Source organism: Ramlibacter sp. AN1133 (genome assembly GCF_037890035.1).
Taxonomy (GTDB): domain Bacteria; phylum Pseudomonadota; class Gammaproteobacteria; order Burkholderiales; family Burkholderiaceae_C; genus Ramlibacter.
The window spans coordinates 17703-30959 of sequence record NZ_JBBKTQ010000005.1 but is presented as its reverse complement, the minus strand read 5'-3'; the positions used below and the strand labels follow the sequence as shown (position 1 = coordinate 30959).

The window sequence follows — 13257 nt, the reverse complement described above, 5'->3', positions numbered from 1 at the left end:
GAAGCTTGCCACCGTCCGGACCATGTTGCCCACTAGGGCAGTGCGGCCAGGCTCGCCACCAGGTCCTGCGGATGCAGCATGGCCTCGCGCACCAGGCGGGCGGTGGCATCCTGGTGCAGCGTGGCGCGCAGGCGCGGCGCGTGCGTGAGCGCCTCCCACACGGGCCGCAGCTGCGCATCGTCCGGCGTGTCGCCCTGCGCCAGTCGCCGGGCGTAGGCGAGGCTGGCCGGCTCCGCCGCGAGCACGGCCTTGCTGGCGGCGGCCAGCAGCGAGGGCTGCGTTTCCGGCGGCGCCGTGCAGCAGTAGATCACCTGCGCCGGCAGGCCGCGAGGCGCGGGCTGCAGTTGCCGCAGTGATGCGCCGCGGATGCGTGCCTCGCCGTCGGCGGTGCCGAAGGCGTAGCTGCGCGCCGCGTCCGCGTGCGCCAGTCGCACGAGGCCGCGATGCAGGCGCGAGAAGTCGGAGCTGGCGGCGGCCGGCGCGGCCTTCACTTCGGCCAGCAGCAGGAGGTCCGCACCTTCCCGCGAGTCGCTGGCAATCGCCGCATCCCATTCGTCCTTGGCCTTGCCGCGGTCGCCGGGGAAGCCCGCCAGCGGACGCAGGCTGCGCAGCACGCGGTAGGTGCCGGGCGTGCGCGATCGCAGCAGGTCCACCAGCTGCTGGAAGGCTGCCACGGTGGCGCGCTCGGCATCGTCGCCGGCCCGCGCGGCGCTGCGGCCCTGGGTCGCTGCCGCGTGGCTGCTGGCGGAAGGGCCGCGCCGCTCGCACAGGGCGAGGTAGCGCTGCACGGAGGCGCCTGGCAGCAGCGCCGCGCGCCGGACGAGCCGCTGCAGCGCCTCGCTGCCAAGGATCGCGTCCAGCGTGGCTGCGAGCGATGCATCGGCTTCGGGCGCGCCTTCCGCCAGCGCGTCGCGCAGGGAAGTCCACGCATCCGCCGCCACCAGCGCGTGCAGCGCGGCCAGCCGATCGCGCCCGGGACCGGGCGGCAGCGCACGCGTCTTGCCGGGATGCGCGATCGCGTCGGTGAGGCTGCGCACGGTGCGCCGGTCGGCGGCCGCCGACCGGGACAGCCGCACGAACTCGTGCACCTGCGCATCGTGGACCTGCAGCACCAGGGCCTGGAACGACGGATCGCCCCGCTCGCCCACCATGGCCTCGCGCAGGAACGCGGCCAGCGCGCCGGTGAAGAGATCGCGCACATCGTCAGCGACCGGCCGCCGCTGCTCAATCCCCAGCCGCGCCGCCTCGATCGCGAACGCCAGCGCCGTCTCGACGTCGCCGGCGCGTGCGGGCGCGGCATCGGGCGGCAGCGGCGGCAGGCGGTACCTGCGCGGCGCAGCGCGCAGGGCAGCGAGCAGGAGGTCTTGGGCGGCGTGCAAGCCGCCCAGTGTGTCAGAGCGACGGCGGCACGGGGCCGAATAGCGCGGGCGCGCACCGCGCCACGTGGTTTCCCCGCTCTCGCGCCGGGGCGCCTTGCGCTACAAGGACTGCGCAGCCCCGGCGCGGGGCATCCAGGGAGCGACGAGTGAGCGACGACAGCAGCAAGGGACTGACCGGATTCATCGGCCTGGGCCGCATGGGGCGGGGCATGGCGCTGAACCTGTGCCGCAAGGGCTTCCGCCTGATGGTGCACGACCTGGCGCCGGGCCCGGTGCAGGACCTGGTCGCGGCCGGCGCACGGGCCGCGCGCGACGTCGCGGAACTGGCCCGCACCTGCGATGTGGTGATCACGATGCTGCCCGATTCCGCTACGGTCACCGAAGTGATCGCCGGCCCCGGTGGCGTGCTGGCCAACGCCCGCGCGGGCACGCTGGTGATGGACATGAGCACCGTGGCGCCCGAGGTGACCGACAGCGTGGCAGCCGCCGCGGCGCGCCGCGAAATGCGCTTCGTGGATGCACCGGTGGGCCGCCTCGCGAGCCATGCCGACCGCGGCGAATCGCTGTTCATGGTGGGGGCGAGCGCGCAGGACTTCGCCACGGTCCGGCCGCTGCTGGAGGCGATGGGCACCACCCTCCACCACTGCGGGCCGACGGGGACCGGCACCCGCACCAAGCTGGTCAACAACTACCTGGCGATCGTCTCCTGCCACCTCAACGCCGAGGCACTGACGCTGGCGCAGAAGTTCGGCCTGTCGCTGGAGAAGACGCTCGAAGTGATCCACGGGACCACCGCCACCAACGGCCAGCTGAAGATCGCCTGGCCCACCAAGGTGCTGCGCGGCGACACGGAACCGGGCTTCACCATCGACCTCGCGCACAAGGACCTGACGCTGATCGTCGAGGCGGCCAACGCCGTGCGCACACCGGTGCCGGCAGCAGCGGCGGCGCGCGAGGCCTACAGCGTGGCGCGCGCCCGCGGCTGGGGCGCGAAGGACTTCTCTGCCATGGCCGATGCGTGGTGCGAACTCGCGGGCGCCACGCCGCCGCGGCTGGAGTCGTGATGGAGCGCGCGGCACCCGCCTGGCAGGACCAGGTGTTCGAGATCCTGAAGCAGGGCCAGGTGCGGCAGGTGGCCTACGTGCCCGATGCCGGCCATGCGCACCTGATCCGCCGCGTGCATGCCGACCCGCAGTTGCGCGGCATCGTGCTCACCACCGAGGAGGAGGGCATCGCGGTTTCCTGCGGCGCCTGGCTGGGCGGCGAGCGCGCCGTGCTGCTGATGCAAAGCAGCGGCGTGGGCAACTGCATCAACATGCTGTCGCTGGTGGAGAACGGGCGCTTCCCTTTCCTCACGCTGGTGACGATGCGCGGCGAGTGGGCCGAATTCAACCCGTGGCAGGTGCCCATGGCCAAGGCCGTGCGGCCCTGCCTGGAGGCCATGGGCGTGCGGGTGCTGTGCGCCACGCGCCCGGAGGAGGTGGCGGAGACGGTGCAGGCCGGCGTCGATGCGGCCTTCGGCGCCGGCGAGTCGGTGGCGGTGCTGCTGGCGCAGAAGCTGATCGGCCGCAAGGCCTGGGAGGGCGCGCAATGAGCGGCATCGACCGGCGCGCCTTCGTGCGCGAACTGCTGGCGCGCTGCCCCGAGGCGCTGGTCGTCACGGGCCTCGGTTCGCCGAGCTGGGATGCGTTCGCGGCCGGGGACCGCGATGGGACCTTCTATCTCTGGGGCGGCATGGGCGGCGCCGCCGCCATGGGCTTGGGGCTGGCGCTTGCGCAGCCTCAGCGCAGCGTGCTGGTGATCACCGGCGACGGCGAACAGCTCATGGGCCTGGGCGTGCTCGCGACCATCGCCGCGCAGCAGCCGGCGAACCTCACGGTGGTGGTCCTCGACAACGGGCACTATGGCGAGACCGGCATGCAGCGCAGCCACACCAGCCTGGGCACCGACCTGGTGGCCGTGGCGCGCGGCTGCGGTTTCGCGCAGGCCGAGGCGATCCGCGAGCCCGAAGCCGTGGCGTCGCTGGCCGCGCGCATCGCCGCGCGCAGCGGCTGCCTGCTGGCGCAGGTGCACGTGGCCTCCGAGGATCTGCCGAAGGCGCTCCCCGCCCGCGACGGCGTGTACCTCAAGAACCGCTTCCGTGCGGCGCTGGGGCTGCCGCCCTTCTAGGAAGCCCTCCATGCACGACGCACCGATCGCCTACCTCGAGCGCACCCGCGACTGGTACCTCGCGCTCGGCTACGGCAACCCTTACCGCTACGCGCACTTCGACGAGGTGCCGTTCCAGCCGCTGAAGAAGGCGCTGGCCGATTGCGTCGTGACACTGGTGACGACGGCGGCGCCGTACCAGCCGGGCAAGGGGCCGCAGGGGCCCGGCGCGCCGATGAATGCGGCGGTCAAGTTCTACGTGCCCTACACCGGCGACACGGCGCGCGACCACGACCTGCGCATCGCCCACGTGGCCATCGACCGCAGGCACACCTCGATGGAAGACAGCCAATGCTGGTTCCCGCTGCCGCTGATGCGAACGCTGGCGGGCGAGGGGCGCATGCGGCTGGCGCCGCGCTTCCACGGCGCGCCCACCAACCGCAGCCAGCGGCACACGATGGAAGCCGACGTGCCGCTGATCGTGCAGCGCTGCCTGGACGACGGCGTGGATGCCGCGCTGCTCGTGCCCAACTGCCCGGTGTGCCACCAGACCCTGGCGCTGGTGGCGCGCGGACTCGAAGCCGCCGGCATTGCCACCGTGGTCATGGGCTGCGCCAGGGACATCGTGGAGCACGTGGGCGTGCCGCGCTTCCTGTTCTCCGACTTCCCGCTCGGCAACGGCGCGGGCAGGCCGCACGATCCCGCCTCGCAGCGGCAGACGCTGGAACTCGCGCTGCAATTGCTGCAGTCGGCGACGGCCCCGCGCACCACCGTGCAGTCGCCGATCCGGTGGAGCGAATCGAGCGACTGGAAGCTGGATTACTGCAACATCGAGCGCGCGAGCCCGGAGGAGATCGCCCGTGCCCGCGCGGAGTTCGACGCGGTGAAGGCGCAGGCGAAGCAGATCAAGTCGGCGGAACTGTCCTAGGAGCCTGGGCTCCTAGCCGACGCGCCGCAGCGCACCCTGGTACCAGCGCAGGTCCACGAAGCGGTCCTGTGGCGGCGGCGTGCCGCCCCACTGGCCTTCCATCTCGGCGCGGATCGCGAGCAGGCGCGCGAAGCCCGGCGCGTCGAAGGCCGCGTCGCGCGCCAGCCCCGAGGCGAGCACGCCGTAGGTGGATTCGGCCAGCGGGCGTTCGAGCTGCAGGCGCTGCGCCAGCAGTGCGATGGCCGGCTCGCGGTTGGCCGGGTTCAGGCCCCAGCGCGTGCCCTCGATCCAGGCCGCGAGGTAGCGCTCGACGACGCCGCTGTTCGCCTGCGCCCATGGGCGCATCGCGAACGCACCCGAGGCCTGGTACGGACCCAGCAGGTCCGACACCTTGCCCAGGCTGCGCAAGCCGCTCGCCAATGCCTGCAGCGAGAACGGCGGGTTGAGCATGGAGGCCGTGTTCGACTTGTCCTGCTGCATCGCGCGGATGCGCTGGAAGGTGCCGCCGACCTCTTTCAGCGTGTAGTCGCCGGACGCGAGCCCGCGGTCCTTGAGGATCTTCTTGGCCTGCAGCGCGTACGCGGTATTGGGCGCATCCACGATCAGCGTCTTGCCGCGCAGCTGCGAGATGGCCGTGATCTCCGGCTGCACGAACAGCTCGTTCATGCTGTTGTCGCCGCCGGAGAGGATCACCACGTCCTGCCCGCCCGGGTCGCGCATCGCCACGGCGTTGTCGACGGCTGCATGGGCGATCTCGAACGCACCCGATGCCAGGCCGTTGCGCAGTTCCACCGAGTTCTGCGTGAACTGCAGGTCGACGTCGAGGTTGCGCCGCGCGAAGAAGCCCTGCTGCGCGGCGGCGAAGAGGCCGAGGTTCTGCGCGCCCGGAAAGACCTTCACGCGCACGCGCGCCTGCGGCTCGGGCGCGGCGGGCTGCTGCGCGCACGCGCCCAGGCCCGCCGCACTGCCGAAGGCGATCAGGAGGCGGCGGCGGGAAGGGGAGGGGGCTTGCTCGTCGTGCATCGTGGGGTCTCCTCAGTCGGCCTTGGCGCCGGTGTCGCGCACCACGCGCGACCACTTGATCATCTCGGCGCGCAGGTAGTCGCGCGCTTCGGCCAGGCCGCCCGACAGGGGCTCGAAGCCCGCGGCGGCCAGCCGGGCCTGGAAATCCGGATCGCGCTGGATCTGTGCGACTTCGCGGTTGAGGCGCTGCAGGATGGCCTCCGGCGTGCGGGCCGGCGCGAACACGCCGACCCAGGTGACGTCCTCGAAACCCGGAAAGCCCGATTCGGCCACCGTGGGCACCTCGGGCAGGGCCGGCGAGCGCTTCGCGCCGGTCACGACCAGGCCGTGCACGCGGCCCGATTTCACGAGCTCCACCGCGGCCGGCAGGGCCACGCTGGCCAGCTGCGTCTGGCCCGCCATCGCCGCCGCGAGGGCGGGGCCCGCGCCCTGGTAGGGCACGTGCGTGACGTTCATCTTGCCCAGCACCTTGAACAGGTATTCGGCCGTGAGGTGCGGCGTGGTGCCGGCGCCGGCCGTGCCGTAGTTCCAGTTGCCGGATTTCGCCTCCGCGAGCACGTCCCTGAGCGTGCGCGCCTTCACGGCCGGGCCGGTCACGATCAGGTTGGGGCTGGAGGCGACCAGGCTGGCGAGCGTGAGGTCCTTGTCCGGATCGAAGCCCAGGCTGCGCTGCATCGCGGGGTTCACCGCGTACGAGCTGGTGTTGATCATGAGCGTGTAGCCGTCCGGCTCGGCGCGCGCGACCAGCGCGGAGGCCACGCTGCCGCCCGCGCCCGGCTTGTTCTCCACGACCACGGCCTGCCCCAGCGCCTCGCCGAGCTTCTGCCCGAGGAGCCGGGCGATGATGTCCGCCGGCCCCGCCGGCGCGAAGGCGACGACGAAGCGCACCGGCTTCGTGGGCCAGGCCGCCGGCTGGGCCGCGGCGCAGAGCGGCGCGAGGGCGGCCACGAGCAGCAGGGCGCGGCGGATGCGATGCATGCGGCGTTCCTTCATGCGCGCGGCGCGTGTTCGAGCACGTGGCGCGCCATCTGTTCGCGCGTGCAGATCCAGACGTCCTCGCACTGCTTCACGCGGCCCATGATGGTGTCGTAGACCCAGGCACCGGAGGCGCGGCCCATGACGTGCGTGTGCGCCGTCACGTCCAGCATCAGGGGCGCGTCCTCGGCACGCAGGGCCGCGAAGGTGTCCTCGAACACCTCCAGCATGTGGCGCGGCGCGTGGCCGTAGCGGATGCAGATCGGCAGGTCGTTGACGTCCATGGTCAGCGGGATGCCGACGATGCGCCGGCCGCCGAAGTCCATCACGTAGGGGCGGTCGTCGTCGTTGACGTCGCCGTGGTGCAGGTAGCCGGCCTCGGCCAGCAGCCGCGAGCTGATGGCGCTGCCGGTGCCGCGCGGGCTGATCCAGCCGCGCGGCGCCACGCCGGCGGTCTCGTGCAGGATGCGGTGGTTCTTCTCGAGGTTGGCGCGCTCGCCCGCTTCGTCGAGATAGACCGGGATCACGTCCATGCCCCAGGAGTGGTTCACGATCTCGTGCCCGAGCTGGGCCAGTTGGCGGACCATCGCCGGGTCGCGCTCGCAGATCACGCCGTTGACCATCACGCTGGTCTTCACCTGGTGCCGCTCGGCGATCGCCAGCAGCCGCTGGATGCCGCGCACCAGCCCGAAGCTGGCCCACGAATGCGCATTGGTGTCGAAGAAGCCCGGCTTGAGCACGTTGCCCATCGGACCGATGCCGGGGGCCTGCCCGTCCGACCATGCCTCGTACGCGATGTTGAAGATCACGGCGAGGCGCCGTCCGCCGGGCCAGCGGAAGCTGTCGGGCAGCCGGGTGATCGCAGCCTGCATGCGGGGGCCTCCTCGAAACGGAGGCCATTATCTGGAGGGGTTTGCGGTGTCCCGCGGGGAGTTACCCGGGGCCCGTGCTAATGGCGCGTGACGACCTGTTCGATGCCCTGGAAGAGCTGGCGGTAGGCTTCCTTGGCCTTGCGGATGCGCTCGAGGTCGCTCAGCAGGGTCTCGAGCGCGGACTGCGCGCCCACGCCGCTGCGCCCGCGCGGGACGCGGTATTCCGGCGGCTTGACCTCGGGGTCGAGGAACAGGATGCGGTCTTGCATGGGGACAGCCTTGGCCCCGGCATGTTAGCAGCGGCCGCCGTTTGTCGCCACCGCAGCGTCACTCCCCAGGCGGACGCCGGAAGGGGCCGCGCGGTTCGTTGCGACGCAGCAGGCCCTTGATGCCGCGGACCACGACCGCCACCACCACCAGCGCGATGAACACATAGAGCGCCGTCCACAGCAGGGTGTTGGTCATGCGGATTCCTTCGGCCCGCGGCGCGCGCCGGAGCATGCCGGCCATGCTAGCGCCGGAGGCGCCCACGCGGTGCCAGAATCCCGTTCGGCTTGCCTGATCGGAGATGGACATGCGCGACTGGTTCCGCCGCAACCGCGGCTTCCTGCTGTTCCTGCTGGGCCTGGGCCTGTTCCGCACGGCCGTGGCGGACTGGAATCCGATCCCCAGCGGGTCGATGCGCCCGACGCTGCTGGAAGGCGACGTGGTGCTGGTCGACCGGCTCGCGTACGACGCCAAGGTGCCGCTGACGGACGTGGCGATTGCACACCTGGGCGACCCCGCGCGCGGCGACGTGGTCACCTTCCATTCGCCGGCCGACGGCACGCGGCTGATCAAGCGCATCGTGGGGCTGCCCGGCGACGTCGTCGAGATGCGCAACGAGGTGCTGTTCGTCAATGGCCGGCCGGCCGGCTACGGCGAGCCGGTGACGGTGCGGGAGCAGCGGCGCGGCGTCGCGGCGGAAACGGTGCGCACGCTGGAGCGGCTGGACACGCGCGAGCACGCCGTGCAGTTCCTGCCGGGCCAGCCGGCGCAGCGCAGCTTCCCGCCCGTGCGGGTACCCGAGGGGCACTTCTTCGTGCTGGGGGACAACCGGGACGACAGCGCCGATTCGCGCTACATCGGCATGGTGCCGCGCCGGCTGCTGATCGGCCGGGCGCACCACATCCTCGTTTCCGCCGACATCCTGGGCCGCTGGGCGCCGCGCTTCGCGCGGCTGGGCGAGCGGATCCGCTGAAGGAGCCTAGCGGATCCCGCGCGCGAGCAGGAAGGGCGCGAAGCTCTTGTCCGACACCAGGATGTGCCGGGCCAGCCAGTCGCCCAGGAACTTGAGCGTGGCGATGGCCACGGTGGTGTCGCTGCCGCGCTCCTTGAGCTTTTGCGCCAGCGCCTTGGCCTGGCCGGCCAGCTTGCCGTGCTCGGCGCGGTGCGCCGCCTCCTCCTTGAAGCCGGCCTCCTTCAGCAGCTTCTCCTCGAAGGCGAAGTGGTACGCGGTGTAGTCCACCACGCTGGTCAGCACCTTGTCGATCACCTCGCGGGCCTGCCCCTGCTGCATGGCGTCATACAGCTCGTTGAACAGGGCGAACAGCTTCTGGTGCTGGCGGTCGATTTCGGCGATCTGCAGGCTGTACTTGTCTTCCCAGACGAACGCGCTCATTGGTCAGTGGCTCCTATCCGGGGGAAAAGTAGCGCCTACTGCGCGGCGATTCCTTGCGCTGGCGCAAGGAATCGGTGCGGACATGCAGGGGACGCCCCGGCGGCGTGAAGCATTCACGCCCGCGGAGCCCCGGGAGACGAGCCTCAGGGTTGCGTGTCGTCCGCCACGCGCCGGTATTCGACGCGCACCCGGTGCACGTGGTCGACGCCCACGAAGTCGTTGCGGCCCTGGAAGTCGACCTCGAAGGTGGCGAAGGGCACGTTCAGGCGCGAGGGCGGCTCGCCGTTCATGAGGGTGTACTTGCGCTTGAGGTTGGTGCCGTCGTACAGCCAGGTGCCCTGGTGCTCCATGCGCGTGATGCGCCCGCGGGCGTCGGCGATGCGCACGCTCTCGTGGAAGGCGCCGTCCGCCGCGAGTTCGAGCACTCGCCGCACCTGCACGCCGTCCTCGCTGTATTCGCGCAGCCAGGTGCCGCGCAGCAGGTCCTGCCGGTCGATGCCTGCGGCCGACAGCGTGGCCGTGGGCGGCAGCCAGGCCTGCAGGAGCCAGGCGAGCGCGCCCAGTCCCAGCAGGGGCAGGAGCCAGCGCGGCGGGGAGGGGGCACGGTCCACCGCGCCACTATCCCAGAAAGGCCCGGGGGCGGGGAGGGCCCGCTGGCGGCGCGGTTATCGGGGCAGCATGCGCCCCGTCTCCTCGTAGCGCTCGTGCCAGGACAGCGCTTCGCGCAGGAGGTGCGGAGTGTGCAGGCCGGCGCGGCCGGAACGGGCCAGCGCCTGGGCGCGGTCCTCGTAGTCCTGCAGGGCGGCGCGGTAGGAGGGATGGGCGCAGCGCTCGATGATCACCTTGCTGCGCTGGCGCGGGGCCAGGCCGCGCAGGTCCGCCAGGCCCTGCTCGGTCACGATCACCTGCACGTCGTGCTCGGTGTGGTCCACGTGGCTGGCCATCGGCACGATGCACGAGATGGCGCCGTTCTTCGCCGTCGAGGCCGACATGAAGATCGACAGGTAGGCGTTGCGGGCGAAGTCGCCCGAGCCGCCGATGCCGTTCATGATGCGGGTGCCCATGAGGTGCGTGGAGTTGACGTTGCCGTACATGTCGGCTTCGATCATGCCGTTCATGGAGATCACGCCCAGCCGGCGGATCACCTCGGGGTGGTTGGAGATCTCCTGCGGGCGCAGCAGGATGCGCTCGCGGTAGTAGTCGAGGTTGTCCAGGAACTCGCGCATGCCCTCGTCGCTGAGCGACAGCGCGGTGGAGGACGCGAAGGCCAGCGTGCCGGACTTGAGCATGTCCAGCATGCCGTCCTGCAGCACTTCGGTGTAGGCCGTCAGGCCCTTGTACTTGCCCTTGTTCAGGCCGCTGAGCACCGCGTTGGCGGTGTTGCCCACGCCGGACTGGATCGGCAGCAGTTCCCTGGGCAGGCGGCCGCGCGAGATCTCGTGCTCGAGGAAGTCGAGGATGTGTTCGGCGATCCGTTCGGAGGCCTCGTCGGGCGGCGTGAACTTCGGGTTGCGGTCGGGGATGTGGGTCTCGACGATCGCGACGACCTTCGCCGGGTCCACGTGGAGGTAGGCATCGCCGATGCGGCTGCTGGGATGCAGCACGGGGATCGGCTTGCGGTTGGGCGGCAACGCCGTGCCGTAGTAGATGTCGTGCATGCCTTCGAGGCCGAGCGCATGCGCGCTGTTCACTTCGAGGATCACCTTGTCGGCCAGGTCCAACCAGGTCTTGTTGTTGCCCAGGGACGAGGCCGCGAGCAGGCGCCCGTCCTCCAGCACGCCGGCCACTTCCACGAGCGCCACGTTGAGCTTGCCGAGGAAGCCGAACCACACGAACTGGCTCACGTGCGACAGGTGGATGTCGATGTACTCCATCTCGCCGGCATTGATGCGCGCGCGGCAGGTGGGGTCGGACTGGTAGGGCAGGCGCATCTCGATGCCGCCGACCTTGGCCAGCGCGCCATCGAGTTCGGGCGCGGTGGAGGCGCCGGTCCAGACGCCGATGCGGAACACCTCTCCATGCTGGTTGTGGGCTTCGATCTGGCGGGCCAGCGCGGGCGGGACGGCCTTGGGATAACCGGAACTGGTGAAGCCGCTCATGCCGACGTGGTCGCCGTGCTGGATGAGGGCGGCCGCCTGTTCGGCGGACATGATTTTCTGGCGCAGGCCGGGATGCAGGACGCGGGAGGCGGGGGACAGCACTTTCTTGTTCTCTCCGATGTTGACGGCAGTCTAAGGGAATACCCGGAGTCCCGACTGAGGGAGGTCAACTGGGCCGTTGCTGGGGTTCCCTTCGGTCACCGCCAGCCTACCGACTGTCGTGCCTGCGGTCGCGGCTCACGCAGGCTGGCGCTGAGCCGCGCAGCGCGCGAAGCCCGGCGCTCACCGCTGCCTGGGATCAAGCGCGTCGCGCAGGCCGTCTCCCAGGAGGTTGAAGGACAGCACCAGCAGGAAGATCGACACGCCCGGCCAGATCGCCATCCAGGGTGCGTTGTCGATGAAGTTCTTCGCCGTGTTGAGCATGCTGCCCCAGCTCGGCGCCGGCGGCTGCTGGCCCAGGCCCAGGAAGGACAGGCTCGCTTCCGCGATCACGGCGGCGGCAATGGCCAGCGTGGCCTGCACCATCAGCGGCGCCGTGATGTTCGGCAGGATGTGGCGCAGCGCGATGCGCCAGGGCGGATTGCCCACGGCGCGCGCCGCTTCCACATAGTCCTCCACCTTCACGCCCAGCACCTGGCCGCGCGTGAGCCGCACGAAGATGGGCGCGGCGGAGATGCCGATCGCCACCATCGCGTTGGTGAGGCTCGGGCCCAGGAAGGCGGCCAGCGCGATCGCCAGGATCAGGAACGGGCAGGCCAGGAAGGCATCGGTGATGCGCGAGATCACGCCGTCGATCCAGCCGCCGAGGAAGCCGGCCGCCATGCCGATCGGCACGCCGATCAGCAGCGAGATGGAAACCGAGACGACGCCCGCGAGCAGCGAGGCCCGCGTGCCCCAGATCACGCGCGAGAGCACGTCGCGGCCGATCTCGTCGGTGCCGAACCAGTGTTCGGCCGAGGGCGCCTGCCGGATCGCGCTCCAGCTGGTGGCGATCGGGTCCTGCGGCGAGACCCACGGCGCGAACACCGCCAGCACGATGAAGCCGAGGACGACGGCGAGCCCCAGCAGCGCGGCGCGCCGGCGCAGCAGGCGGCGCAATGCACGCCGCCACGGGCCGGCGGGTGGCGCCGCGGCTTCGGAGGTGGGGATGGGCAGGACGGCGGCCATGCTTTCCTTGTCAGTGCCGCAGCCGCGGGTTCACCGCGAAGTAGGCCAGGTCCGCGAGCAGGTTCAGCAGCATGTACGCCGTGGCCGTGACCAGCACCACGCCCTGCACCACTGCGTAGTCGCGGTTGAACACGGCGTCGACGATCAGCTTGCCGAAGCCGGGGATGGTGAAGACCTGCTCGGTGAGCACGGCGCCCGAGAGCAGCGTGCCGAGCTCCAGCGCGCCGAGCGTGATCACCGGCGTGAGCGCATTGCGCAGCGCGTGCTTGAGGACCACCGTCTTCTCGTCGAGCCCCTTGGCGCGGGCGGTGCGCACGTAATCGGCGGACAGCACCTGCAGCATCGCGCTGCGCATGTGCCGCATCAGCACCGCCGCGATCGCGTTGCCCAGCACGAAGGCCGGCATGATCATGGCCTTCAGGTTGGCGCCGAGGTCTTCGAACGGACTGACGTAGCCGGAGGCCGGCAGCCATCCGAGATTCACGGCGAACAGCAGGATCAGCAGGATGCCGAGCCAGAAGTTCGGCGTGGAGATGCCCCACAAGGCGAAGATGTTCGCCGCCCAGTCCCACACCGTGCCCCGGCCGACGGCCGAGATGATCCCCGCCGGAATGCCGATCACCAGCGCGATGCCCATCGCCATCGCCGCGAGCTGCAGGGTGACGGGCAGCTTCTGCACCACCAGCCCCAGCACCGGCTGCTGGTTGCGGATCGACTCGCCGAGGTCGCCGCGCAGCACGCCGCCCACCCAGTAGGCGTAGCGCACCGGCAGCGGCTCGTCGAGGTGCAGCTTCTTGCGCAGGTACTCCACCACCGCCGGGTCCTGCTCCTCCCCGGCGAGGATCTTCGCCGGGTCCCCGGGCAGCAGTTGCTGCAGGCCGAAGATCAGCATCGACACGAGAATCAGTGTCGGAATGAGCTGGGCGATGCGCTTGACCAGGTAATCGAACATGGCCTTACTCCCTCCCCCTCCGGGGGAGGGCTGGGGTGGGGGCGCTCCGCGGCA

At 71.1% G+C, this 13257-nt stretch carries 16 protein-coding genes; 5 read left to right on the top strand and 11 right to left on the bottom strand.

What is annotated here, in order from left to right; genetic code table 11:
• Nucleotides 1-32: 32 nt before the first annotated feature.
• A complete protein-coding gene (locus WG923_RS08045) occupies nt 33-1379 on the bottom strand; it encodes a hypothetical protein (protein ID WP_340350435.1) in 1347 nt (448 codons plus the stop codon).
• On the opposite strand from WG923_RS08045, the gene WG923_RS08040 reads away from it, so the two are divergent.
• Genes WG923_RS08040 through WG923_RS08025 form a run of 4 tightly spaced genes read left to right on the top strand, consistent with a single transcriptional unit; the run spans nt 1286 to nt 4455 of the window.
• A complete protein-coding gene (locus WG923_RS08040; protein ID WP_340350434.1) occupies nt 1286-2443 on the top strand; it encodes an NAD(P)-dependent oxidoreductase in 1158 nt (385 codons plus the stop codon). The genes WG923_RS08045 and WG923_RS08040 overlap by 94 nt on opposite strands.
• Entirely contained in the window at nt 2443-2973 is a 531-nt protein-coding gene (locus WG923_RS08035) for a phosphonopyruvate decarboxylase (RefSeq protein ID WP_340350433.1), read from the top strand. Before WG923_RS08040 ends, WG923_RS08035 begins: the two co-directional genes overlap by 1 nt.
• The gene (locus WG923_RS08030; RefSeq protein WP_340350432.1) at nt 2970-3548 is read left to right on the top strand and encodes a thiamine pyrophosphate-dependent enzyme; all 579 of its coding nucleotides are present in this window, start codon (nt 2970-2972) and stop codon (nt 3546-3548) included. Before WG923_RS08035 ends, WG923_RS08030 begins: the two co-directional genes overlap by 4 nt.
• 10 nt (nt 3549-3558) lie before the next feature.
• Complete coding sequence (locus WG923_RS08025) at nt 3559-4455, top strand: reductase (RefSeq protein WP_340350431.1); 897 nt, start codon at nt 3559-3561, stop codon at nt 4453-4455.
• Between the two features lie 12 nt (nt 4456-4467).
• Here WG923_RS08025 and WG923_RS08020 read toward each other — a convergent pair whose 3' ends face one another.
• The 5 genes from WG923_RS08020 to WG923_RS08000 form a co-directional block, all read right to left on the bottom strand.
• Nucleotides 4468-5478 carry an ABC transporter substrate-binding protein gene (locus WG923_RS08020; protein ID WP_340350430.1) on the bottom strand — a complete coding sequence of 337 codons (1011 nt, stop codon included), beginning with the start codon at nt 5476-5478 and terminating at the stop codon, nt 4468-4470.
• A 12-nt stretch (nt 5479-5490) separates the two neighbouring features.
• Nucleotides 5491-6456, bottom strand: coding sequence for a tripartite tricarboxylate transporter substrate binding protein (locus tag WG923_RS08015; RefSeq protein ID WP_340350429.1), 966 nt, complete (start codon nt 6454-6456; stop codon nt 5491-5493).
• Nucleotides 6457-6467: 11 nt separating this feature from the next.
• Nucleotides 6468-7325 carry a polysaccharide deacetylase family protein gene (locus tag WG923_RS08010; RefSeq protein WP_340350428.1) on the bottom strand — a complete coding sequence of 286 codons (858 nt, stop codon included), beginning with the start codon at nt 7323-7325 and terminating at the stop codon, nt 6468-6470.
• A 77-nt stretch (nt 7326-7402) separates the two neighbouring features.
• Nucleotides 7403-7594, bottom strand: a complete 192-nt coding sequence (locus tag WG923_RS08005) for a hypothetical protein (RefSeq protein WP_340350427.1) — start codon at nt 7592-7594, stop codon at nt 7403-7405.
• A gap of 58 nt (nt 7595-7652) precedes the next feature.
• Nucleotides 7653-7790, bottom strand: coding sequence for a hypothetical protein (locus tag WG923_RS08000; protein ID WP_340350426.1), 138 nt, complete (start codon nt 7788-7790; stop codon nt 7653-7655).
• A gap of 109 nt (nt 7791-7899) precedes the next feature.
• On the opposite strand from WG923_RS08000, the gene lepB reads away from it, so the two are divergent.
• Nucleotides 7900-8565: a signal peptidase I gene (gene lepB, locus WG923_RS07995; RefSeq protein ID WP_340350425.1), complete on the top strand. Its 666-nt coding sequence runs from the start codon at nt 7900-7902 to the stop codon at nt 8563-8565.
• Between the two features lie 6 nt (nt 8566-8571).
• On the opposite strand, the gene WG923_RS07990 is transcribed toward lepB, so the two are convergent.
• From WG923_RS07990 to WG923_RS07970, 5 genes are all read right to left on the bottom strand, one after another.
• Nucleotides 8572-8985 carry a bacteriohemerythrin gene (locus tag WG923_RS07990; protein WP_340350424.1) on the bottom strand — a complete coding sequence of 138 codons (414 nt, stop codon included), beginning with the start codon at nt 8983-8985 and terminating at the stop codon, nt 8572-8574.
• A gap of 143 nt (nt 8986-9128) precedes the next feature.
• Entirely contained in the window at nt 9129-9596 is a 468-nt protein-coding gene (locus tag WG923_RS07985) for a hypothetical protein (RefSeq protein WP_340350423.1), read from the bottom strand.
• Between the two features lie 54 nt (nt 9597-9650).
• Nucleotides 9651-11183, bottom strand: coding sequence for an acetyl-CoA hydrolase/transferase family protein (locus tag WG923_RS07980; protein ID WP_340350738.1), 1533 nt, complete (start codon nt 11181-11183; stop codon nt 9651-9653).
• Between the two features lie 183 nt (nt 11184-11366).
• Complete coding sequence (locus tag WG923_RS07975) at nt 11367-12251, bottom strand: ABC transporter permease (RefSeq protein ID WP_340350422.1); 885 nt, start codon at nt 12249-12251, stop codon at nt 11367-11369.
• 10 nt (nt 12252-12261) lie between these two features.
• Nucleotides 12262-13203 (bottom strand): ABC transporter permease, encoded by a 942-nt coding sequence (locus tag WG923_RS07970; protein ID WP_340350421.1) that lies wholly within the window; start codon nt 13201-13203, stop codon nt 12262-12264.
• Nucleotides 13204-13257: the final 54 nt, after the last annotated feature.